Genomic DNA, 24,422 nt, shown 5'->3' on the forward strand with positions numbered 1-24,422 from the left:
CATGCGCATTACTAATATTTTTCCCCGTTTATACGCCTGATCACCCTCAGGCGTTTTTTCGTTTCATTCATTTGACACTCTCCGGACAAAGTGAACGTCAGCATTCATGTTTTGTTCATGTTCACAGCATTAATCTGAGCACATAAATTACAGAGAGGTCATGATTATGAATCGGATTATTGTAACTGCACTAGCACTGATTACCGGCTTTTTTACATTAGTATTTAGCTTGATTATTGCGATTCCGTTGACCATCGCAGCATTAATTACCGGCAAGCGTATTGAAAAGCGCGTCAAGAAAATGCAGAGAGAAATGCACGAAGAATATGAGTTTAATACAGGTAAAGCAGATGCGATTGAAGGTGAATTTGAAGAGGTTCGCCGGTAAGTAAATAAGATTTAGATGAGTTTCTCTCCCCCGACAGCTCCTGAGAAACTTCTTGCTTTCACCCTGTCCTTAAAATGGCAGGGTGCTTTTTTGAAAAGCACAATATTGAATAAGCACCTAGCGGTTTATTGCTTTATCTTTTTGTTGTAGGAGGCTGTGTAACCAGCCTCCCATAAATCACCATCGACACCAGAGTATGGGTTGGATTCTTTCGGAGCGCCGCTTAGGCAAGCATCTTTGCCTTCCTTCTTAATTTCATCGATGTGATTTAAAACAAAGTCAAAGTGTTTAGGATCAGCCTTTTGTAGTAACCCGTACAAAAGGCCAAAGCCAAGCATCGTAAATACAAACAGTTCAAAAAACACCCAAATGCTCTTTGTTGAAAAGAATATCCAAGCAACGCTGCAAACACTGGTCAAAATTACTACTGGAGCTAAATCTACTATTCTTTGCATATTGCTCTCACCTTCTAAACGGTCATGGAGTCTCTACCCCTTTCATAGGGTAAGTAAGAGGAAAGTCCGTTTTTATCCAATAAAGCACTCTCGACTTAATATGCGACACTGTTAGTATTAACGTTAAGTGGCTATCGTTCTCATTATAACAATGCGTTGGAAAGTAGCTTTCACAGCAAATGAGAATATGAACCAAAGTGACACTATTGATAATATTAATTTTAGCAACGTTTAGCGTCAGAATTACGTAAATTGTGTAAGGGTTACTGAGAGTAGACAAAAAAGCAGCCACACGGGCTGCTTTTAGTATTTCTGTCTTGCGAGCTTGTCTATACCGTTACGACCACTCTAAGAGCCAGCAGCATGAGTACTACCCCTGACAAACGATCAATCAACACTGCCTTAGAGCGAATTCTGTCAACGACTTTAGAGCTCGATAGCACTAGGGTAATAAAGGTGTACCAAAGCCCATCCACAACAAACGGCGTGGCAACAATGATCATCTGATTACTCAAATCATTACCGAGCGCGACAAACTGACTGAATAATGCGATAAAAAACAAAGCAATTTTGGGACTTAAAATCGAGATAAAAAAGCCTTCTCGCGCAGACTGGATTACCGTTGTTTCCTCACCTGACTCCAACTTCGCAGCCACACCACCTTTTGAACGCAAAGCATTAAACCCTAAATACGCAAGATATGCCGCACCCACAAGGCTAATCGTCTTGAACAGCATCGGGCTTTGCTGCAAAACAACAGCGAGCCCAATCAAGGTAATAAACGCATATATACCAATGCCAAACGCATGAGCCCAAGCCGTAGCTAATCCATTGATACGTCCACCAGCCAACGAGTGCTTAGCGACAATAGCTAAGCTGGGACCTGGTGACATAGCCCCTAATAAACACACGGTAAAAAGTGATAACCAAACTGTTAGTGTCATAAGAATCTCCCCTCTTTGAAGCTCACTCTATCAACGGAAGAGGTATAATTAGAAATCAAAGTTATTCATACTAATCATGACTTCAAGTCATAGCTAAACGGTGTACGTATTAGCGAATGGAATATTCAGAGATTTGCATTACTGAGCGAATCTCTTCTCGCACCCATTTATGCGCAGGATCCGTGTCGTATTTGGGGTGCCACATTAACCAATATTGATGAATAGGTGTTTCGAGTGGTAATGCTTTATGGGTTAAGTCCCAATGTTTAGCGAGGTTAACGGCAATATGTTCAGGAGCTACCATCAGGTGCTCACTTGCAACTAAGCGATTGATCGCAGCAGAGAAGAATGGAACCTTAAAGGTAACGTGGCGGGTGTGCCCTAGCTCTTTCAATGCTAAATCAGTGTAGGAATCTTTGTCTCCGCCGCCAGTCACTTTGATGTGTGAATATGAAATCAAGTCTTCAATACTGATCTGGTCCTGCTTTGCTAACGGATGAGAAGATTTCATCAAACAAACTGATGAATCCTCACCAATTTTAACGCTCGACACACTCTGTGGTTTTTCTGGATACATAGAAGACGCGATATGGATGCCCGTCTCATGAAGTTTATCAAGAAAGTTGGGTTGCCACAGTCGGTACGCCATATCTAACTGTGGCGCTTGTTCACCCAAGTGAGAGGCAATATCGGGCAATACGTATTGCGCCACGTAGTCACTAGAAGCAATAACAAGCTCACCTTGCCACTGCCGCGGCTCAAAAGGTTGGTCATCGAGTAAATGGTCAAACTCAGCCAGTAATGCATCAAGCTTTGATTTTAACGCTATTGCTCGTGGCGTTGGTATCAGTTGATTACCTTGACGAATAAGCAGTGGGTCACCACACAGATCGCGCAATTGTGCAAGCTGTCGACTGACGGCAGACTGCGTAATGTGCAAACGGTCTGCGGTCCGGCTGACATGACACTCCTCTAAAAGTACATGCAAGGATCTAAGTAGATTCAAATTAATGTTGTTTAACATATTCGCTCAGAAGAGTTTTCAACATGGCATCCATTCATGGTCACTTCACAAACAGGTTCCCAGTCGTGTTAAAGAATTCAGCTAAGACGGTATGAGTCATCAGGTTTCGAAGCTCTGGATATCGTTGAATTTGATCTCTGATTTCGTTCAAGCGAGCCATCGTAGGCACTTCGACAAAAACCATCATGTCCGTCTCACCGCTGATCGCATGACACCATTTTACGCCATCAATTTTGTATAACTCGTCCGCGTATGATTCGCAATAATACGTAGAGGTTGATTTATCGAACTTTAAGGCAAAATAGGCGCAAATCGAATCCCCACCCGAAGGTGCAATTTCAGCGTGATACCCTAGAATCACTTTGTCATGCTCTAGCTTACGAATACGGGCCGTTACCGCAGAACGAGAAAGGTTTACTTTATCCGCAATTTCAGTCACCGACAGCCGAGCGTTGTGCCTGAGCAGATCCACAATCTTATGATCAAACTTGTCCATACCGTTACCAAGCTTTCCTTATTTTTCTCATTCTATACCGATTCTAACTGCATAAGAAACCAACATTTTGTTGGAATTATTTAAAACAACCGTCATATTGACGGTTTAGTAAATCATTTTGTTATTAACATTTTGGATATGCTATTTGGCGGGCATGAGATGAGTGCTGTTATCCATTTCAACAGAAAATAGATAACACATTGAAATCAAATTCCCAACTTAAGTGCTCAGCACATAAATAGCATCGCTTAAACACATAAAACGAAATAACCAGAAGCCACAAGCTTTTTCGTAATAAGCCTCATAACATTGGATGAATCAATTCGCATGGAAGAGCTCAAAAAAGACATTTCACTCACATCAGGTATCGCACAGTTATCCACCACATTAATGGGAACTGGGCTGTTTATGATCCCGGCTATCGCAGCAGGTATAGCTGGCCATTTTTCACTATGGGCTTGGATTTTATTGTTCATCGCGATTTGTCCTATTGCGCTGACTTTTGCTCAACTGGGTAAACGATACCCCAACGCGGGCGGAACAGCCTTTTTTGTACGCAAAGCCTTTAACGCCAAACTGGAAAGTAGTGTCGCTTGGCTATTTGTTAGTGTCATTCCGGTAGGGGTTCCGGCCGCGATTGCACTCGCCGCAGGCTTCCTACAACAAATATTGCCAGAGCCTATTAGCAACAATCTGTTTGCACAAGTTCTCACGGTAGTACTTCTTGTGTTCGTCAACTTGATGGGCACAAAATCATCAGGTCATTTACAAACTCTTATTGCTTTGAGTGTCTTCGCACTTGTTGGCGCATTTTTATGGAAAGGCGACGTTAACAGCGCCGATCTTGTGATGCCCGCCATCACACAAGAGTCAATTTGGCCTATTACCGCAGCGTTAGGCGTGATGTTCTGGTGTTTTGTTGGCATAGAGGCTTTTGCCCATATGGGGGAAGAGTTCAAAAACCCTCAAAGAGATTTCCCTATTGCCATTGTGGTCGGTTGTTTTGTAGCAGGGGCTACCTATTGGGCATGCTCTGTCGTTATTTTAAAATTTGGCGCGTATGGTAACGCTCAATTTGATAACGCATCCATCCCCTGGCTTAGTGCCCAACTACTAGGCGATGGAGCCAAATGGATAATCAGCTTGATAGGTTTCTCCGCTTGTTTCGCGAGCGTTAACTTATACACACAGAGCCTAGCGCGAATGGTCTGGGCTCAAGCTCGTGAACATCGTCCTTCTAGTCCACTAGCCAAGATTTCGCGTCGTGGTGTCCCTTTCTCAGCCACCATATTAGTTGGCGGTATATTATTGATATCTTGTGTGATAGGAACCCTATCACAGCTCGATCTGGAGTTTTTCCTAAAACTCGCAAACAGTGTATTCGTTCTGGTTTACATGTTGGCGATGTTAGCCGCTTTCAAATTGCTTCGAGGATTTGGTAAAACACTTGCGGGACTGTCCCTACTGCTTTGTACCGGTGTTTTTATATGTTTAGGCTGGTCAATGTTTTATGCACTTGGCATTTTTACTCTACTTTTACTGCCTTGGAAACAGTGGCGACATAAGCGACAAACACGTGTAGTTGAATAGTCATCGCTTCCCATTTCGAAATATGTGAGCTAAACGTTGGATACTAGCGTCTATGTTCTCTAACGCGATATTGCCGTAACCAAGCACGGCACCATGCCAGTGACGTGCTTGAAAATCTGGGTGTTCATAATAGCTCAAAGGTCGCAAGATGATCCCTTCATGCTCTGCTAGTTTTATAAAACGCTGCTCATCCATACCGTCTTGCCATTTCAACGTAACATGAAGCCCCGCCGCTTGGCTAACGACGCAAACACGGTCGCCAAAATGCTGTTGAATGGATACATGCATCTGTTCATGCTTAGTTTTGTACAGTCGACGCATTTTTCGAATATGACGTAATAACCCACCTTCAGTAATAAAGTCTGCCAATGCTTCTTGTGTATGCGTCGGCGAATCACCACTTAACGCATCCTTAACCACTAAGCATTGCTCTACTAAACGTTCAGGAACTACAAGGTAGCCAAGCCGCAATCCGTTAAACATCACTTTACTGAAGGAACCCACATACAACACACGATCATCTCGACCCATTTGAGCTGCTAGCCCCTGTAAGCTGGTATAGGGACGATGAGCAAACTGAAATTCGCTGTCATAATCATCCTCGATGATCCAACTTGATTGTTCGACCGCCCAGTTGATGATCTTTCCTCTTTGCTCGGTATTGAGTGTGGTACCCATCGGATATTGATTACTTGGTGTAATATACAGCGCATCGGCATCGCTTGAGGTCACCGCTTCCACATCAAAACCTAATTTCTCTGTTACGAACAAAGGCTCAAATTGATAGTTTTGGAACTGAATCAACTTCCGCATTTGCGCGTAACCTGGTTGCTCCATCAGAACCTTATCACCTTGTTTGAGCACTACCATCGTCGCAATCGACAACGCTTGCTGCGCCCCAGAGGTAATAATAATGCGCTCTGGAGAACAATTCACTGAACGGCTTGATGCGAGGTAGTCAGCTAAAGCACAGCGCAATGCCCAACTACCCTGAATATCTTGATTCCCCAACAAGCAAGTACGAGACATATGGCGAGTGAGTAACTTTTGCCATTGCGCCATCGGAAATGCGTCCAAATCCGGCACACCCGGTGCAAATGCGCGGTTGATATCAAAGTGAGCTTTCGGTGATGAGTCTCTCTGAACTGAACTAGGTTCAGGCAAGTACTGCTCTGGCAGTTCTACGGCAACATAAAAGCCAGAACCTTTTTGGCTGTTCAAGTACCCTTCCGCCACTAACTGTTCGTAGGCAGAAATCACGGTATTCCTACTTAGATTAAGCTCTTGTGAAAGCTTCCGCGTAGAAGGCAGCTTCCCATTCTTCACCCACAGTCCTTGAACAATTTTCTTGCGAATAGCCAAAAACAACGCTTGCTGACGCGTTCCTTCACTGTCTTTTAAATGCAGGTCACCGATATCAATCAAAGACAAACTGGATCCATCCATTAGTTAAAACTGGCTCTCTTTAAGCTACCAGTTAAACGCTACATTGCAATCAAAGAATGAGGATCAATCGCTCGTAATCGTGAGCAAACAAGGAGAGAAAATGCTATCCAACACCAATAGAACGCAAATTAAGAAAGGCGCACATAAAGCCGTCTCTGATGTTAGCAAACTGCACGCCATCATAGATGACAGCCTAATCGCTCATATTGCGATAACCAACGAGTCAGGCCCTGTGGTCATCCCTATGCTGGCATGGCGTGTCGATGATTACGTGTATATCCATGGTGCCAACAACAGTCGACTGTTACGCTCACTCAAACAAGGAGTGCAAACGTGCTTAACCTTTACTTTGTTTGATGGTTGGGTATTGGCTCGAAGTGCGTTTCACCACAGTGCGCATTATCGCAGTGCTGTGGTCTTTGGCCAGTTTGAGGTGGTGGAAGATAACCAAGAGAAAGACAGGTTGCTGAATCACTTTATTGAACAGATCGCTCCGGGGAGAACAGAACAAGTCCGTTTGAGTAATGAAAAAGAACTCAAAGCCACCATGCTGCTGCGTATTCCACTCACAGAAGCATCGGTGAAAATCAGCAATTTTGGCGTCAACGACGATGCGGAAGACATGGACATCCCTGTTTGGGCAGGTGTCCTACCCTACCAAACCGTCGTAGGTCCGCTGCAAGCTTGTGACGATTTGTATGAAGGTATCGCAGAGCCAGACTACCGCAGTGCCTACTCTAACCGTTGGCAGGAATAAGCACCGTAAAACGTGCGCCGCCTAAGTAACTCTCGCCGACAGAAAGCTCCCACCCCAGTTGCCGCGCTGCACTGGTAGCGATGGCAAGCCCTAAACCAAAGCCTTTCATGTCGGCGTTGCGGCTTTTGTCTAAGCGCGAAAATGGCATAAATACTTCTTCTCGCATCGCCTCAGGGATGCCCGGACCATCGTCCTCAATATCGATGCTCCAGCAATCCGCTACCGTTCGAATCGTCACCTCAACGCAGGACTCACCATAACGCTTGGCGTTTTGCAGTAAATTATCGAGGACAAGGTTACCCAAAGTAGGCTGAAAGTGAATCAATTGGTTCGCGAGTTTATTTTCTGCTCTCAACATGGCGGACTCTAAGCCTAGGTAATTCATGCGGCTTTTACACCAAAGTGGCAGTTCCATGGTTTCAACAGAATCGATCCATGAGTGGTTTTTCACACTCAAGCGAGACAGCATGACAATGTCGGACGTTAAATCCGTCACGACATCAACGTATCGTTCAATATCGTCATGTAACTCTGCCTGCATTTCACCACTCGTGCGTCGAGCTAAATCCGTCGCTAGCTGAATACGACTCAGCGGAGTGCGCACTTCATGAGGAATAGCTTGAGTAAAGATGTGTGTTTGGCGCACTCGTCTCTCAATCTCTTCAGACATGCAGTTGAAGCCTTGGGCGAGCTCTTTCACGGGTTGCGAAAATTGCTTTAGCTCGACTCGCGTATTCAACTCACCAGAACCAAATTGTTGTTGCGCAGCCGTTAGTTGCCGAATTTGGCGGTCAAGACGTCGTACAGGTATGTAAACCATAATGCCTAAACTGCATACAACAACCAAAAGTAGAGTAAGTATAAATACAATCTCAGAATCTTCATTCCAATCAACGTGTGGGCTAAAGAAATCCGTTTTTTCTTTGAAAACTAAACTCTTCGAAGTGTTAGGCAAAGGGAATACCGCAGCATAGGTACTGCCATCAATAAGATAAACAGGTATCCCTTGCATACGGTACAGCAGATTACAATCTCGACAAGGCGGTGATCCGTCCCAGTTTTCAACCAATGTTAAATCAAAGATAAAGAAATCTTGCTTGCCGTTTTCGGTTAACTTCTTGTAGAGAGAATCCGGAGTGCCTCGTTGCTCAATGTATTGATCGACAAAATAAGCACCGTCACTCAAAAAAACACCGACTTCTGTTTTGCGCATGTACTCTTCCCCCATAAAGAGAAACAAAGCAACAGTCAGCGCAAGGCCAGTTACTAACCCCACATATAGACGAGTAAACAGGGAAAACATGCGTCATTTACCTGTCAGCATGTAGCCGTGGTGACGTATGGTTTTAATGGTAGCCGTATGGATATGAGCCTTAGAGAATTTCTTCCTTAGTGAGGATATACGCATATCAATCGAACGATCAGTAATACAGTATTCAATGCCTCGGGCAAGACGGCAACATGATTCACGAGATACTGGCTTATCGACATTCAGCATCAGGAGCTCTAAAATTTCAAACTCAGAACTCGTTAAACCAATATCTTTTTGCAAATAAAATGCTTGGGAGCGACGAAGACAAAGACTAATGCCATATCGGCTCAGCTTTTCTTCTTCAACGATATCAACTTGACGACAATAGCGACGCAACGCTGCTTCAATACGGGCGAGAAGGATATTGCCTTTTATCGGTTTGGTAAGGTAATCATCAGCACCAAACTTAAATAAGCTCACCTCGCTCATTTCATCATCGGTCGCAGTCAAAACAATGATAATACCATGATAAAACTTACGCGCCTCTTGACATATTTCTGCGCCATTTTTTCCTGGTAACATCAAATCTAACAGCACTAGGTCCGGCTTGAGCCCCTTAATCGTTTCTAATGCATTTTGACCGTTATCGATGACAGTTACCGTATATCCTTCGGCTTCGAGGTACATTTTGGTTAATCGAGCAATCTCTGAGTCGTCTTCTACCAGTAAGATTGTATTACCCACCATGAATCATTTACTCCACCAATATGATGGAGGGAGTATATCGCTCGTCCTATACTGCGCAACCTACTTAAATGATAATTTTAATAAAACGCAGGCTTACATACGCTTACAAACCATACATATACGATAATCCTAATCATTCTATACCCCTAAAGCCATGCAATAACCTGAGGTTTTATTCATTATCAGAATATAGCTTCACATAGAAAATAAAATTCGGAATAAAAATCCACTATATTTTCAAATGTATCGAATAATAGGTCTTACCAAAAAACAATACCAACATATATGACTTAGTTTGCTTATATAGACAGGACTTTATGTTGCTTCTAAGTTTCTTGCTCTAATAAAGTCTACGAGTAACATGAAATGAGATATTCCAAATTAACACCTTTAGCCATATTTTGCGCGATAAGTCTAACTGCTTGTGGCGGCAGTGAATCTAATTCGAAACCATCGACAACGACACCTCCAACACCACCAGTGCCAACATTGAGCACTGTCACAATCCCAACTGTCGTTTCTACAGAGTTTCCGGCCAAGTTAAAAGTGGCTGCTGATGCGGGCTTCACCCACTATGTGAAAATCTCCCTTTCCGAAGCAAACAACAACGATACATTTCACATTGTGGCCGTTGATGACGGTGCGAATAATGAAAAAATCTTTCGTGCAGCCAAAATCATCCAACACCTTCTAACAAACCAACCAGACTCTAAGTACGGTGCTGACAAGTCTCTTATCGCTAAGACATTAGCCGAGCGTGATGCCACATTAATGCTGACCGAAAACGACGAACAGAATGATGAGATGTTAACCAAAATCTTTATCAACGAACTGATTCGCCAAGACAAATTGAACGATGCAGTTACAAACTCGGGCTTAGCACACTCTTTTGATACGAGTTCTCTAGAAAAGTTTGTTGTAAGCATGATCGTACTTAACGAAGATGATATGGATACACTTGTCACATCTATCGCGTCAACATTAGTAACTAGTGAAGAAACACCAAACTGGCTAAGGAATAGCCAATCTTTAATGTATCGAGAACTGACAGTTGAAGGCGATTGCCATTACATGAGTAATTTTGCCGATTACTGCGCCAATCTTGGTAAAAAAGCCGAACGAGACGCCGCTTTTGAAGAAATTTTACACTTGGTCCAAGCGCAAGGTATTGCACCTAACACGGCGACTGCGGCACTGCAAAATGACATTCAAGCTCATGCGTTAAGCATCTATAACGATATTCAATCGGGCAAACCGACGGTGTGGCGCCCTACTCAGTATGACTGGGACGATTGGAAATCGGACGACTTCGATCCTGAAAGTGTGAAACAAACGGGCCCTTCATATTCTCACGAATATTTTGCTGCCGCTTTTGAAGCGTACATGGGCGTAGCAAAAGCAAACGGACATGGTTTAGATGGCTACCAAGCGTTAACGCGTGAAGAAATGCAAACCCAAGATCCACAAGCCGTTGATTGGATCAGTGGCTTATTCCACGGATACTTGCAATATACCGCGAATATCGACTCTGCGGGCGTCAAGCTCTACACCGAAAAGACAAATCCAGGCACAGTACCTACCTTCCGTATGGCTCCCAACAAAGACGGTTTGATAGAAGCGTACACCTACAAATCTCAGTGGCTAACAAAAGTGAAGATCATTGGCGACGACGCGATGAATGTGATCGGTAATGATCAAAACAATACTTTTGAAGGCAACAGCAAAGACAACAGCATTTATGGTGAAGGCGGTATCAACACCTATATCGTGCCACACAAACTGGCGGAATGTACTGTTATCAAAGCAAAGAGTGTTTCTGTTGAGTGCCCAAATACAGGCACTGACGAGTTGTACGACATTCAGAACATCCAATTCACCGACCAAACCCTAGATGTAACCAAGCTATAAACAATGAAAAACATGAAGAAACTTATTCTATTCGCTCCCTTGCTCCTTGTTGGTTGTGGTGGCCTAGCCGTCATGGATCGTACTGATGCCGTAAAAGCACAACCAGAAATGCTGATCAAAACCGACGGTGATTTTTGGGGATTCGGTGCAGATGGCCATTTTGATTTTGCTGGTAAGTACAAAGGCAAGTATTCACGCAGTGCTTCTAACTCAAGTTGGTTTAACCGTATCTCTTTCAAAGAAGGTTCAATGGGCGCAGAAGTGACTCGTATCGACAGCGGGGAAACTTGGCTTTTGAACTGCACCGGAGGCGGTATGTCGGTTAACTACATGGGCGTCGATTTTGGTGGGAATGATCCTTACACCTGTGACATTACTCAAGATGGTAAAAAAGTCGGTGAGTTTGCGATGGAGCCAAAATCGGCTCTCATCGACATCAGCTTTGAGAAAAAAGAGACAGGCATAGTGCGTATTGGTAGCACCCACTTTAATGTAGAAACTGTACATACTAGTCCTGACGCCATGATGGCGGTAGACATTCCATTGGGTTATAGCTTTAAGGAAGGCACACAAGAAATTGCCGCTGTGCAGACGAACGGTACCATTGCGGTACAGATGCTCCCTGAACTTAGCGAACAAAAAAAGGATGTAGTTGCCATCGGCGCTGTTGCAAGTGCACTAAGTTGGCGCCCTAAAAAATAGCCATTACATAAAACAACAACACACAAAAAACAAAGCCCTCTACTTTTTTGAGGGCTTTTATTGCTTGTACTCATAGAAATAAGTGGAGCACTACTTCTCTAATCTTCCCATATACTGCTTGGGCGTTAATCCACGATGTTTCTTAAACATACGATTGCAGCTCGCCACATTGGTGTAACCAAGGCGCGTGGCAATGTCATCAATACTCACGCGCTTACTCAACAAACCAGCTGCAATATTACTCAATACATAGCCAGAAACCGTCGAAAAATTGAGCCCTAATTTATGCAAACGACGTTGAAACTGCTGTTCAGATAAATCAAGCAGAGAAGACACGCGCTCTAACGTTGGCAATCCATAATGGCTGCTGTAATTCACCACTTCATAAATCACTTTCAACTCATCTTCTGGGTCGGGCATATTAAGCAAATCATCCAAATCGGAAAAACTCATCGCTAGACGGCTGTCTTCTCGATGGCTCACTTGGCGAGAAGCTAGTCGGTCATCTCCCGGGATCCATATCTCTGTTTTTGGCTGACTCCATTCCACCTCGCAGCCGAAATATTCCCGGTATCGCTCAGTATTTTTTCTCGAGCCTGAAACCTTGACACGTAAAGGCTGGTAATCTTTGCCAAGAAATTCGCGTAACACCTTAATCATAAATACCGCACAGCGGATACTATCGTGCACCTTTACTGACGTTTCTATAAACGGGTTGTGGTAAGTCCATTTGATGATTTTACCCGACTGTTCGCCAGCAAAAAACGCCCCTGATTGTAGGTTGCTCACACCATAATTCACTCGCCGAATGGTACTGGCTAAATCATTGCCGGAGAATAACCAGCGTCCCACTGGCCCTAGCTTTTGCAGTTCAATACCTCGGCTGAGACTCAACACCACATCCGGGTCACCACTGGCTTGTTCAACACAACGGTACCATTCCGCAACGGCTTTTAGCGGGATCAGTGTCATTGGGTTACGAAACACCGATGCTGGGATCCCTAACTCATCCGAGTCCAAATTGTATTTAGATAACGCGAGGTTATGCATGTTTAGAATGCCCATCGCGCGAATAAACCGAACCGTTTTCATAACCAATCACATCAAATTTAATCCTGTAGTGATTGAATCTGTCACAAAGAAAGCCGCAAATCAAATTCAGATCACAATACGCCAACAGTTTGATAGAGGAGTGTTTAATGAGTTTACTGAGTGTCCCGTTTGTCGGTACAGGCGCAGATACGGCGTTACATGTTGTCGCTGCTGTCGTTTTAATTGCGAGTGTCGCGGGCGCGTGTTACGGCTTTTGGAAAATCCATGAATTGCCTATCAATAAAGCACACAGCAAAGACCATCATCAGATAGGGCTCATCACTGCGCTGACCTGGATAGGGTTTGTCTGGCACTGGGTTTGGGTGCTAGCCGTGATCTTTGCATTCGTTGATATGGAAAAAGCCATCATCAATCTGCGTGATACATGGAAAAGTAAACCGCAAACAGAAACACAGCCAAAAGAGGAAGCATAATGTTAGAAGGTTTAGCGGTATGGGCACTCTTCATCTATCTGTTGCGTTTGGTTGGCATGCCTTGGAACAAAGCAACCAAATCGTTCGCTTATCTTGGCGGCTTGGGTTGGCTAATGTTCGTCTGGGTAGGTTTGATTAACTTCACCCCGATGGATTTATCCGGCGGTTCTGTCGTGCAGTCGCCACACATCCAATTGCGTCCAGATTCAACCAATGTAAAAGGTAAAGTTGACCACATTTACATTGAGCCGAATCAGCAAGTTAAAGAAGGTCAGCTCATTTATGAACTTGACCCAACGCAATACAACATCGCATTAAATCAAGCGAACGTATCCGCTGATTCTGCTCGCGTTGCATTAGCTACAGCAATAGGCGACATCGAGATTGAAGAAGCTAACCACGAAGCGCTAGTGCAAGATCTAGAAACATCAAAGAGCCAGTTGGAAGCGGCGAAAGTTGACTACAAATTGCAGAAAAAGATGCTAGTTCGCTATGTTGAGCAAAACCGAGTGGTGCAAAACACCATCACGGAAAGCGACATCGACAAACAGTCGAGCACAGTAGACATGGCTCGCCACAATGTGTTGACTCTTGAATCTCAAATCAAGAAGAAACAAGTCGATATTTCACGTGCGAAGCTGGCGATTCATAAAGCGGAGTTAGCGGTTGAAACGAAGCAGGCTGAATTGCGTCAAGCGGAAGAGCAAATTGCAAAAGCACAATGGGATTTGAACAGCACCAAAGTGCATGCACCTAGTGATGGCTTTGTAACTAACTTTATCCTGCGTGAAGGTCAGCGCGTATCAGCGATGCCACGTATTAATATGTACACCAACGAGAAGTACGTACTGATGCGAGTGAACCACCAAGCGATTCGTAACATCAAACCGGGTCAGCCAGCGGAATTCTCTTCGTCCGTTTACCCAGGTAAGATCTTCTCAGCGACCGTCGAAGGCATTGTTGAAGCAACAGGTGAGTCACAAGGTAATCTACTGGGTTTCGATGATTCCGTACGTGTCACCACTGGAAAGAACTTACAGAACAAACACCACTTTGTTCGTCTTAAGATTGATGAGCCAGAAGGCTACGACATCCCTGTTGGCTCTGTTGGCCTCGCATGGGTCAGCGGTGAAAAACCGATAGGCTTCATGGCCTTCTTAGATGTGATTCGCGGGATCATCATCCGAATGAAGTCTCAACTGTACTTCTTCTACTCTATCTAAACTCGCAAACCGCCAGTTACGCTGGCGGTTTTCTTTTCATTTGTATCCAAACATATCCTTTTCCCGTATAACAATTAGTTAGTAAATAGCGGAGAAGATTCATGTCGGCAAAGGAAAGAAGCCTACCTACCCATCGCATCTCAAGATTCAGCAAGTTCGCTTCACTTGCTACCCGTGTCGCAGGCAATGTGATTGCAGAAGGCACGAAGCAGATAGCCAAAGGCAACAAACCAAAAGCGAAAGACCTCTTGCTGACGCCACAGAACATCGCGCGCTTAACTGACCAACTTGCTCACCTGCGTGGCGCTGCAATGAAGCTTGGTCAAATGCTATCAATGGATGCTGGTGATGTTTTAGAACCTGAACTTGCCGATATTCTTTCCCGTCTTCGTTCCAACGCAGACCCAATGCCTGCAAAACAACTCAACGCAGTAATGGAAAGTTCGCTAGGAACGAATTGGAAAGCTGAGTTTCTGTCATTTAACTTCAAACCAATCGCCAGTGCATCAATAGGACAAGTGCACCAAGCCTACAGCGATGCGGGCGATAACCTAGCCGTCAAAGTGCAATATCCGGGCATACGGAAAAGTATCGATAGCGACGTCGATAATGTCGGTACACTGCTCAAGGTCGTTGGGTTGATTCCCGAGTCTGTCGACTACAAAGGATTGCTCGAAGAAGCGAAAAAGCAGCTACATGACGAGGCCGATTACGCACGAGAGGCACAATTTGCCATTCGTTATCATGACGCTTTGAAGGAGCACCCTCATTTTGTGGTGCCCAAGATTCATACTGAAAGTTGCTCAGACTCCGTTCTCGCGATGGAATTCATTGATGGTAGCCCGATTGAGCAAATCGAACATTATGATCAGAGTACGCGAGATTTTGTCATGCACAGCCTACTCGAATTACTGTTCAGGGAGCTGTTCGAATTTAAGATGGTACAAACCGACCCAAATTTCGCCAACTACTTATATATCGAAAACACTCGTCAAATCGGCTTGCTAGATTTCGGGGCCACTCGAGAGTACAGCGAGCGGTTCAGCACTGGTTATCGCCAAGCTTTCGCATCTGTCGTTAACAATGACGAACAAGGCTTGAATAATGCGCTTGAACAAATAGGCTTCTTCAGCCAAACCATCCTTCCAGACCAACGCCAAGCGATTCTCGATCTAGTGAAAATGGCATGTGAACCGATGTTAGTTGATGAGCCTTATGACTTTAAAGCCAGCGGCTTAGCACAAAAGCTTCGCGAGGCTGGCACCATTCTAAGCATGGAGCAAGAATACTGGCATACTCCACCAGCAGATGCCCTATTTTTACACAGAAAAATCGGCGGAATGTACTTGCTGGCAGCCCGTATTGGCGCAAAAGTGAACATTCGCCAATTGGTACAGCCATATCTCACCATCAACAGCGAATAGCCTATTGTTTTTCTGTTACTTTCAAGTACCTTGAGCAAGGTTAAGGTGCATAGTTGTGCATCTCAATAACATGCCATACTTCCATAAAACGAATTAACTATCGGGGTACTCGGTGAGCAAGTTTCAAGATCTCTCCACTCTAATCCAGCAAATTGGCCAAGCCGAAGAAGCGGATCAAGTCGCAACGCTCAATGAATCTATTGAAGCGGGCCTCGAGCCCGGCGCGGTTGCCCTGATTCTAGAAGCCTTTCCAATCGACGATCGTGTTCGCTTATGGCGAGCTTTACCACTAGAGCTACATATCGACGTGTTAACGGAAATGCGTGCGGACGTACGTTTCTCTATCATCAACGCGTTATCTGAAGTCGAGCTAAAACTCACTCTCGCTAAACTCGACAACTTATCGCTCATCGAATGGGCCGATTCGTTACCAGAGTCGATCATAAACGAAGCGCTCTCGTTGATAGAAAAAGATGAGTTGGAACTTTACGATCAAGCAAACGAGTATGCTGATGAAGAACTCGGCCACTGGGCTGAACGTAAGATCATCACCCTTCCCTTCAACATTACGATTGGGACAGCTAAGCAGTTAATGGAGCGCTATAGCTACGACACGCCTCAACAGGTATATCTGATTAATCGTAATAAACAGTATCGTGGAACGGTCAATTACTTCGATATCTTACGTGGTGACCCCGATATTCGCTTAAAAACACTCGTTATTGAGGCAGTGACGGTTCTAGACAGTAAAATGATGCTTCCTGAAGCGGTAGAGGCATTAGAACACAGCACACTGCCCGCTCTCCCTGTAACTGATGCAGACCAAACACTGATCGGTGAAGTCGATTGGCAGTTTGCATTGAGTACACAGCGTGAAATCTACGAAGCACGTTTGATGGCCGGTACAGGTATGGATGAAGGCGATGACTTGTTTGCACCAGTATTAAAAAGCTCGCAAAAGCGCGGTGTTTGGTTAGGCATCAATCTGCTTACTGCGATTTTGGCGTCTGTCACTATCGGACTATTTGAAGATGTAATTGCGCAGGTGGTGGCTTTGGCGGTGCTCATGCCAATTGTTGCATCCATGGGGGGCATTGCTGGCAGCCAAACGCTCACTCTAATGATTCGTGCGATGGCGCTTAATCAGATCACCCCAGGTAACCGCTTCAAGCTTTTGAAAAATGAGTTGGGTATTGGCTCTCTGAACGGCATTGCTTGGGCGTTAATCATCGGCGGGCTCGCCGGATTGTGGTTTCAATCTCCGGTTCTTGGGGGAACCATCGCGCTGGCCATTATCGTCAATATTATTACCGCAGCTTTATTTGGTGTGCTGATTCCCATTATTCTGGATAAGTTTAAATTGGACCCCGCTTTGGCTGGCTCGGTGATTCTAACAACAGTGACAGATGTCGTTGGTTTTTTCGCCTTTTTAGGAACGGCGAGTTTAGTCATGCTTTAAAAGGTTCATTGTTTATTAATCAATCATTAGCATAATAGAGTCAAATTGCATAACGCAGTTGCAAATTGCAAACATTACTCAAACTTTAAGCAACGCATGTCACAGAAACTACGTATTTTAGGGCATATTAAAGTTGGCACAGTAACTGCATTATATAAATCGACCCTTCTTAAGCCGAGGGTCACCTAGCCAACTGACGTTGTTAGTGAACTTGATTTTGTTCACATGTATATAAGCCAATCGCACTCTTTGCGGTTGGCTATTTTTTTATGTGGCTATTGCCCTCTTATCCTCTGACCGAGCTCGGTTGTACTTTTCTTACCCACAACAGATTGTTTACTGTTTATAAAATTCAAATATTCGCCCACTAAGCCATTAGAAATACCAGCTTCAACAAAAATAAATCACCAAAACAAAATAAAACCAAGAAAACACACCCAAAAAAGAACAAATAACGTCCAAACCAAAAACCTCATCATGAAATCGTTTTCTTTTCATAGAAATCGACTGAACAATCTAGAGTTATAGATAAATTTAATCCATAAACATAAATAGCAATTCAAAACATTCATTTCACATAGAAAACCTGTCTATAAATCATATAAAACACGTAAAAACAAACTTTTTACCTTTATAAGAAAAAAATCAAGCCATTGTTATTAAAATAAAAAATAGACATCAAAAACCAAGCAAACGTTTAAACTGCAATTTTATCATTGACTATTAAATTTACATCACGATAATACGCGCCGTTTGCCTGAAAACCAGGTGCTATAATTTAACATTTCAATGTGCGGAGGTAATAATGGCTGGAGACAATAACTACAGTCTTGGACCAGTTCCCGACACGGCCAGAAAAGGCGTGGCATCACTTACAATGGTGATGTTAGGACTCACTTTTTTCTCCGCAAGTATGTGGACTGGGGGTTCTCTCGGTACTGGGCTCTCCTTTAATGATTTTTTCCTCGCTGTTCTCATCGGTAACCTAATCCTCGGTATTTACACTTCTTTCCTCGGTTACATCGGCGCTTCTACTGGTCTCTCTACTCACCTTCTTGCTCGTTTCTCTTTTGGTTCTAAAGGCTCTTGGCTTCCTTCTGCTCTTCTTGGCGGTACTCAAGTTGGGTGGTTTGGAGTTGGTGTCGCGATGTTTGCGATTCCGGTGCATAAAGCAACGGGCATCGATACCAACACGTTGATCCTTGTATCCGGTTTGCTCATGACCGCGACCGTTTACTTTGGCATCTCCGCACTGATGGTGTTGTCAGCAATTGCCGTTCCTGCCATTGCGCTACTTGGCGGCTACTCTGTCATCGAGGCAGTAAATAGCGTTGGTGGTATTGGCGAACTACAACAAGTTCAACCAACCGAGCCACTCGATTTTTCAATAGCTCTCGCGATGGTTGTCGGCTCTTTTGTCAGTGCTGGTACATTAACGGCAGATTTCGTGCGCTTTGGTAAAAAGCCGCGCAGCGCCGTGATGATCACCATGGTGGCATTTTTCATCGGTAACTCGTTAATGTTTATCTTTGGCGCGGCAGGTGCGTCGGTGACGGGTCAATCAGACATCTCTGAAGTGATGATCGCGCAAGGTCTTCTTATTCCAGCTATCATCGTTCTTGGCTTGAACATCTGGACGACCAACGACAACGCGCTCTACGCATCGGGTCTTGGATTTTCCAACATCACAGGCTTACCAAGTAAATACATCTCAATGGCGAACGGTCTTGTTGGCACACTTTGCGCTCTCTGGCTCTACAATAACTTTGTTGGCTGGCTGACCTTCTTATCTTTGGCAATTCCACCGATTGGCGGTGTGATCATCGCTGACTTCTCCACGAACCGTAAACGCTACGCAAACTTTGAAGCCGCCCAATTCCAAAACGTTAACTGGGCTGGCATTATCGCTGTCGTGATTGGCGTTGGTGCGGGACACTTCCTGCCTGGCGTAGTGCCGATTAACGCTGTACTTGGCGGCGCAATTAGCTTCCTGATTCTTAATCCTATTCTTAACAAAAAAGCACTGGCTACACAGCCAGCGTAAGGAACCATCATGACAACACTACTGATCAAAAACGTAACGCTAAAAGGACAAGAAGGTCTGCAGCAAATTTTGATTGAAGATGGTCAATTCAAGCGCATTGAAAGCAACGATGTGGAGCTTAGTCATAACGGTGACATCATCGATGCTGAAGGCGGTATGGCGGTTGCGCCTTTCTGCGAGCCACACATTCACTTAGATACAACTCAAACCGCAGGCGAGCCTAGCTGGAACATCTCTGGCACATTGTTTGAGGGTATTGAACGTTGGGCTGAGCGCAAAGAAATGCTGTCGATTGAAGACGTGAAAGCGCGCGCAAAACAAACCTTAAAATGGCAGATAGCAAACGGCGTACAACACGTTCGTACCCACGTCGATGTTTCAGACCCTACCCTAATTGCCCTAAAAGCGATGGTAGAAGTGCGTGAAGAGATGAAAGAATGGGTAGATATCCAAATCGTCGCCTTCCCGCAGGAAGGAATTCTCTCTTACCCAAATGGCAAAGAGCTGCTAGAAGAAGCCGTCAAATTAGGTGCGGACGTGATTGGCGCGATTCCACACTTTGAATTCACACGCGAATATGGCATTGAATCGCTGCACTACGTATTCGAGTTAGCGCAAAAATACGACCGCCTGATCGACGTGCATTGTGATGAAATCGATGACGAACAATCTCGCTTCGTTGAAACACTGGCAGCATTAGCGCACAAGTTTGATATGGGGAATAAAGTCACGGCCAGTCACACCACAGCGATGGGTTCCTACAACGGTGCATACGCATCTCGCCTGTTCCGTTTATTACGCATGTCCGGTATCAACTTCGTGGCAAATCCATTGGTGAACATTCACCTACAAGGCCGTTTTGATGATTACCCAAAACGTCGCGGCGTAACACGAGTGAAAGAGATGCTGAATGCCAACATCAACGTCTGCTTTGGACACGATGATGTATTTGACCCTTGGTACCCACTAGGCACTGCAAACATGCTGCAAGTGCTGCATATGGGTCTGCACGTGTGTCATGTGATGGGTTACGACCAAATCAACAACTCACTGGATCTGATCAGCACCAATTCAGCACGTACACTGAACATTCAAGACAAGCACGGTATTGAAGAAGGCAAACCAGGTAGTTTACTGATTCTTCCCGCAGAAAATGGTTTTGACGCAGTACGTCGCCAAGTGCCGGTTCGCTACTCTGTTCGTCACGGTAAAGTGATTGCAGAAACACAGCCTGCGACGACTCATATTCATCTTGAACAAGCAGAGCAAGTAACGTTCAAACGCTAAAAAGATCGGCGTGACGAAAAAGGCCTGACGACATCGTCAGGCCTTTTTTCTACTGGTAAACATCACTGCTCGCTCTGTCTATTCTTGTCTCATAAACCACTGAACACATTGAAAGGCCATATAAAACGGCTCAGTACCAAACGTTGCACAAGGTTCTGGTGGCTGAATCTCAATTACACCATCGCACTTGGAAATTATTCTAAGCGTTGGGCATACTTCTGACTTCATTTTAGTTGTAGATATGAACCATGACGTCATTAAGCCAGATAGAACCGCAATTTTTGGAATTTATGCAGCAAGAGATGCAAGTAGATGCAGCTCATGATCTTAAACACGTAAAACGCGTGGTCAAAACAGCGAAACAGCTCTGCAAAGAAGAAAATGCAGACATCGCGATTGTATTACCGGCTGCCTATTTGCATGATTGCTTTACTTACCCGAAAGATCACCCAAATCGCAAAGAGAGCTCAATCATCGCAGCCAAAAAAGCGGTCGCATTTTTAGAGAGTATCGATTATCCGCAGCAATATCATGATGCCATTGCTCATGCGATAGAGGCACACAGCTTTAGCGCAAACATCAGGCCAAATACGTTGGAAGCTAAAATCGTCCAAGATGCCGACCGTCTGGACGCTTTAGGCGCAATTGGCGTGACGCGATGCATTCAAGTCAGCACTCAATTTAACGCGCAACTTTACAACGACAGCGATATATTTGCCGAAGAACGTGAACTTAACGATAAACAATTCACTCTGGATCACTTTCAAACCAAGTTATTCAAAATCGCTGAAACCATGAACACAGAGTCAGCAAGACGCGAAGCGCAAAAACGCAAAACCTTTATGCAAACGTACCTAGAGCAGTTACACGACGAGGTAACAGCGTAAATGTCAGAAAGCTATACGTTAATTAAAGAGCTTAAACGCCAACTAAAGTTAGCTGGGCTGCATTATGCCGATGTTGCACAACACCTTGATTTAAGTGAAGGAAGCGTCAAACGTTTACTCGCTGAAGGTCAACACATTAGTCTTGAACGCTTAGAACGCATTTGCCAATTGATTGGTTTAGAAATGGCGGAACTGTTTAAGATCGCGGCTGCGCACAATAAAGGTCTAGAGTCGCTAACGTTAGAGCAAGAAAAGCAGTTGGTTGATGATAAAGCCCTGCTACTCGTGGCAATCTGTGTTGTAAATGGCTATCAGTTTGAGCAAATCGTTCAGCAATACACCTTCAATGAGTTTGAACTGGTGCAAAAGCTTGCTCATTTGGATCGTCTGAACATCATCGACTTGCAGCCAAATAACAAAATTCGTTTGCGTATATCTCCGACATTTAAGTGGCAGATGGGCGGCCCTATTCAACGGTTCTTCCAACAGCAAGTTCAAGACGCCTTTTTCCAAAGCTACTTTTCTGGTGAAGATGAAAAGTTCTCCATGGCAACAGGATTGATGAGTGTACCAACCAACAAGAAGCTACAACAGAAACTGCAAAAGGTCATCGATGAGTTTTATCAGGCTTGCCAAAATGATAGCTCTCTCGATATGGACGAAAAACACGGCACCTCTCTGATTATTGCGATGCGTCGTTGGACGTTCCCTCTGTTTGAACCATGGGAAAGAAAACCTACTCAGAAGTCTCGGAATTAGTAACTCAATAAACGAATGGAAATGAAAGTAACGAATTTCGTTACTTTTGGTGGCATACAACGTCACTTGAAAGAGAAAGCTGGTTTAATCGTTCATTGAGCATAAAGTGCTCCCATCTCATTCGACTTTGTTTAATCGGGGCCCGTATGTTTTTCTCAAAACGCTTTTTTCCTTACTTTGTGACGCAATGCCTTGGCGCACTCAATGACAACATCTACAAAAACGTTCTGTTATTGATGGTGACATACAGCCAAATTGATAACCTACCAATATCCGTCAATCTATTCGTTAATTTGGCGGCAGGCTTATTCATCCTACCTTTCTTTCTATTCTCAGCGCATGCTGGTGCCGTCGCTGACAGCATGGACAAAGCCAAATTAATCCGACGTCTAAAGCTCATCGAACTAGCTATCATGTCTTGCGCAGCAACCGCTATTGCCACCCAAAGTGCCATGCTGATGCTGGTTCTGCTGTTTATGACAGGCACTCAATCGGCCTATTTTGGTCCCGTGAAATACGCCTTGTTACCACAAGCGCTCAAACCAAATGAGCTTGTTAAAGGAAATGCTTGGGTTGAAATGGGCACGTTTCTTTCGATTCTTATAGGTACGCTTAGCGCAGGCCTGCTGCTAGCCATTCCTAATGGTACCTTGATTGCTTCTTGTACCGTGATTGCCTTGTCTTTGCTTGGGTTCATGAGCAGCGTGAATATTCCAACGATGCCTAGCCAATCGAATGACAAAGCGAAATTTGAACCGATTTCTGGTTTAAAGAACACGTTAAAAGTGGCAAAAAAACAGAGAGGCATCTGGATGTCTATTCTTGCCATCAGTTGGTTCTGGTTCATGGGTGCGACTTACCTAACTCAATTCCCTAACTTCGCACGCGAACATTTGTTCGCAGATAGCACTGTCGTTTCTTTACTGTTGGCATTGTTTTCGATTGGTATCGCGACAGGCTCTTGGTTGTGTGAAAAACTTTCTTTCAACCACGTTGAGCTTGGTATTTTGCCATTCGGTATCCTTGGACTGACAGTGTTTGGCGTCGACTTGCTATGGGCAGTCCCAAGCTATCCATCACTTCCGGTGCACTTTTATGATGTGCAAAGCTTCGTTGCTGAATCCAAACATCTGCGCGTCATGATTGACCTGTTCCTTGTTGGTGTAAGCGGCGGTGTCTTTATTGTTCCTCTTTATGCGTTCATCCAGTCGCGTTCAAACAAAGGGGAGTGTGCACGTGCCATTGCTGCTAACAACATCATGAATGCGTTGTTTATGGTGGTGTCTGCTTTGGTTTCGATCGTTGTACTCAGCGTACTAGAGCTTTCTATTGTGGAACTGTTTACCATGATGGCAATAAGTAACTTTTTCGTGGCGATCTATGTCTATCGCCAAGTACCGGAATTTACACAACGCTTTATCAGTTATTTACTCAGCCATTGTATGTATCGTGTGTCAGTAAAGGGGCGCCAACATATTCCTGAACAAGGTGCTGCGTTAATCGTGGCTAACCATGTTAGCTATGTCGATGCATTGATTTTGATGGGAACCTCTACTCGCCCGGTTCGTTTTGTGATGGACAAGTCCATCAGCGAGCTACCTGTTCTTAAATATGTATTCCGTCATGCCGGTGTTATCCCGATCTGTTCTCCACGTAAGTGTGCCGACACTTACCGACGAGCATTTGAGGAGATTGAACAAGCACTTTACGACGGTGAGGTTGTCTGTATCTTCCCTGAGGGTCGTTTAACGTCTAACGGTCAATTGGGTGAGTTTCGCCCTGGTGTAGAGAAAATCCTTGAACGTAACCCTGTTCCTGTCATCCCTATGGCGTTAAAAGGGCTTTGGGGTTCTTTTTTCAGCCATAAAGGCGGACATGCTCTCACAAAACGACCGACTCGTTTTTGGTCAAAAGTGGATGTTGTTATCGGTGAAGTGTTAAGTCCTGCGTCTTTAAATCGTCATCAATTGCAACAACAAGTACAGGATTTACTGGGCTGAGTCGCTTGCTACAGCAGTCAAACTTTGCAGCAAAACGTAAATAGGCACCACAAAGCACAAGTAGTTTCTTGTCAATTAGAGTAGGATATCTACGACGTCATAAA

22 protein-coding genes are annotated in these 24,422 nt (G+C 44.5%); 14 read left to right on the forward strand and 8 right to left on the reverse strand.

Translation table 11 applies throughout. The features are described 5' to 3' along the window. Positions 1–166 precede the first annotated feature (166 nt). Positions 167–388, forward strand: coding sequence for a hypothetical protein (locus R7F67_RS08295; RefSeq protein ID WP_005373607.1), 222 nt, complete (start codon positions 167–169; stop codon positions 386–388). Between the two features lie 125 nt (positions 389–513). Here the strand turns inward: R7F67_RS08295 and R7F67_RS08300 are convergent, their stop codons facing one another. The 4 genes from R7F67_RS08300 to R7F67_RS08315 form a co-directional block, all read right to left on the reverse strand. Continuing rightward, entirely contained in the window at positions 514–843 is a 330-nt protein-coding gene (locus tag R7F67_RS08300) for a hypothetical protein (protein WP_005373609.1), read from the reverse strand. Between the two features lie 329 nt (positions 844–1,172). Further along, entirely contained in the window at positions 1,173–1,787 is a 615-nt protein-coding gene (locus R7F67_RS08305; protein WP_005373611.1) for a LysE family translocator, read from the reverse strand. A gap of 109 nt (positions 1,788–1,896) precedes the next feature. After that, on the reverse strand, positions 1,897–2,811 hold the full coding sequence (locus R7F67_RS08310; RefSeq protein ID WP_017819875.1) for a LysR family transcriptional regulator: 915 nt from the start codon (positions 2,809–2,811) through the stop codon (positions 1,897–1,899). A 40-nt stretch (positions 2,812–2,851) separates the two neighbouring features. Beyond that, positions 2,852–3,307, reverse strand: coding sequence for an Lrp/AsnC family transcriptional regulator (locus R7F67_RS08315; protein WP_005373615.1), 456 nt, complete (start codon positions 3,305–3,307; stop codon positions 2,852–2,854). A gap of 327 nt (positions 3,308–3,634) precedes the next feature. Between R7F67_RS08315 and yjeH the strand changes: the two genes are divergently transcribed. Further along, a complete protein-coding gene (yjeH, locus tag R7F67_RS08320) occupies positions 3,635–4,897 on the forward strand; it encodes an L-methionine/branched-chain amino acid transporter (RefSeq protein ID WP_017635168.1) in 1,263 nt (420 codons plus the stop codon). Here yjeH and R7F67_RS08325 read toward each other — a convergent pair whose 3' ends face one another. Continuing rightward, positions 4,898–6,343: a PLP-dependent aminotransferase family protein gene (locus tag R7F67_RS08325; RefSeq protein ID WP_258509033.1), complete on the reverse strand. Its 1,446-nt coding sequence runs from the start codon at positions 6,341–6,343 to the stop codon at positions 4,898–4,900. Between the two features lie 100 nt (positions 6,344–6,443). On the opposite strand from R7F67_RS08325, the gene R7F67_RS08330 reads away from it, so the two are divergent. Continuing rightward, positions 6,444–7,100, forward strand: a complete 657-nt coding sequence (locus R7F67_RS08330) for a pyridoxamine 5'-phosphate oxidase family protein (RefSeq protein WP_318057148.1) — start codon at positions 6,444–6,446, stop codon at positions 7,098–7,100. On the opposite strand, the gene R7F67_RS08335 is transcribed toward R7F67_RS08330, so the two are convergent. Next, positions 7,081–8,403, reverse strand: a complete 1,323-nt coding sequence (locus R7F67_RS08335; protein WP_047101179.1) for an ATP-binding protein — start codon at positions 8,401–8,403, stop codon at positions 7,081–7,083. The two genes, R7F67_RS08330 and R7F67_RS08335, sit on opposite strands and share 20 nt — an antisense overlap. Before the next feature lie 3 nt (positions 8,404–8,406). Continuing rightward, a complete protein-coding gene (locus R7F67_RS08340; protein ID WP_005373624.1) occupies positions 8,407–9,099 on the reverse strand; it encodes a response regulator transcription factor in 693 nt (230 codons plus the stop codon). Positions 9,100–9,465: 366 nt separating this feature from the next. Here R7F67_RS08340 and R7F67_RS08345 point away from each other — a divergent pair, with 366 nt between their 5' ends. Further along, positions 9,466–11,007 carry a hypothetical protein gene (locus R7F67_RS08345; RefSeq protein WP_033906362.1) on the forward strand — a complete coding sequence of 514 codons (1,542 nt, stop codon included), beginning with the start codon at positions 9,466–9,468 and terminating at the stop codon, positions 11,005–11,007. 12 nt (positions 11,008–11,019) lie between these two features. Beyond that, positions 11,020–11,709 carry a hypothetical protein gene (locus R7F67_RS08350; RefSeq protein ID WP_017635164.1) on the forward strand — a complete coding sequence of 230 codons (690 nt, stop codon included), beginning with the start codon at positions 11,020–11,022 and terminating at the stop codon, positions 11,707–11,709. A 90-nt stretch (positions 11,710–11,799) separates the two neighbouring features. Here the strand turns inward: R7F67_RS08350 and R7F67_RS08355 are convergent, their stop codons facing one another. Then, positions 11,800–12,801, reverse strand: coding sequence for an AraC family transcriptional regulator (locus tag R7F67_RS08355; protein ID WP_017635163.1), 1,002 nt, complete (start codon positions 12,799–12,801; stop codon positions 11,800–11,802). 107 nt (positions 12,802–12,908) lie between these two features. Here R7F67_RS08355 and R7F67_RS08360 point away from each other — a divergent pair, with 107 nt between their 5' ends. The 9 genes from R7F67_RS08360 to R7F67_RS08400 all read left to right on the forward strand — a co-directional run bounded on the left by R7F67_RS08360 (position 12,909) and on the right by R7F67_RS08400 (position 24,318). Continuing rightward, positions 12,909–13,235 (forward strand): MFS transporter, encoded by a 327-nt coding sequence (locus tag R7F67_RS08360; protein ID WP_017635162.1) that lies wholly within the window; start codon positions 12,909–12,911, stop codon positions 13,233–13,235. Further along, the gene (locus R7F67_RS08365) at positions 13,235–14,458 is read left to right on the forward strand and encodes an HlyD family secretion protein (RefSeq protein WP_017635161.1); all 1,224 of its coding nucleotides are present in this window, start codon (positions 13,235–13,237) and stop codon (positions 14,456–14,458) included. The genes R7F67_RS08360 and R7F67_RS08365 overlap by 1 nt, the downstream gene beginning before the upstream one ends. A gap of 101 nt (positions 14,459–14,559) precedes the next feature. Further along, a complete protein-coding gene (locus tag R7F67_RS08370; protein WP_017635160.1) occupies positions 14,560–15,882 on the forward strand; it encodes an ABC1 kinase family protein in 1,323 nt (440 codons plus the stop codon). A gap of 112 nt (positions 15,883–15,994) precedes the next feature. Next, positions 15,995–17,341 carry a magnesium transporter gene (locus tag R7F67_RS08375; RefSeq protein ID WP_017635159.1) on the forward strand — a complete coding sequence of 449 codons (1,347 nt, stop codon included), beginning with the start codon at positions 15,995–15,997 and terminating at the stop codon, positions 17,339–17,341. An 805-nt stretch (positions 17,342–18,146) separates the two neighbouring features. Further along, positions 18,147–19,385 carry a cytosine permease gene (codB, locus tag R7F67_RS08380; RefSeq protein ID WP_053304540.1) on the forward strand — a complete coding sequence of 413 codons (1,239 nt, stop codon included), beginning with the start codon at positions 18,147–18,149 and terminating at the stop codon, positions 19,383–19,385. A gap of 9 nt (positions 19,386–19,394) precedes the next feature. After that, positions 19,395–20,672 carry a cytosine deaminase gene (locus tag R7F67_RS08385; RefSeq protein ID WP_053304541.1) on the forward strand — a complete coding sequence of 426 codons (1,278 nt, stop codon included), beginning with the start codon at positions 19,395–19,397 and terminating at the stop codon, positions 20,670–20,672. Positions 20,673–20,920: 248 nt separating this feature from the next. Further along, positions 20,921–21,559: an HD domain-containing protein gene (locus R7F67_RS08390; protein WP_017819864.1), complete on the forward strand. Its 639-nt coding sequence runs from the start codon at positions 20,921–20,923 to the stop codon at positions 21,557–21,559. Then, a complete protein-coding gene (locus R7F67_RS08395) occupies positions 21,560–22,318 on the forward strand; it encodes a helix-turn-helix domain-containing protein (RefSeq protein WP_053304542.1) in 759 nt (252 codons plus the stop codon). It begins immediately after the preceding gene. Between the two features lie 146 nt (positions 22,319–22,464). After that, complete coding sequence (locus tag R7F67_RS08400; protein ID WP_170893120.1) at positions 22,465–24,318, forward strand: MFS transporter; 1,854 nt, start codon at positions 22,465–22,467, stop codon at positions 24,316–24,318. The last annotated feature ends 104 nt before the right edge of the window (positions 24,319–24,422 follow it).

The sequence above is a fragment of the Vibrio sp. YT-17 genome, assembly GCF_033337375.1.
GTDB classification, from domain to species: Bacteria; Pseudomonadota; Gammaproteobacteria; order Enterobacterales; family Vibrionaceae; genus Vibrio; species Vibrio alginolyticus.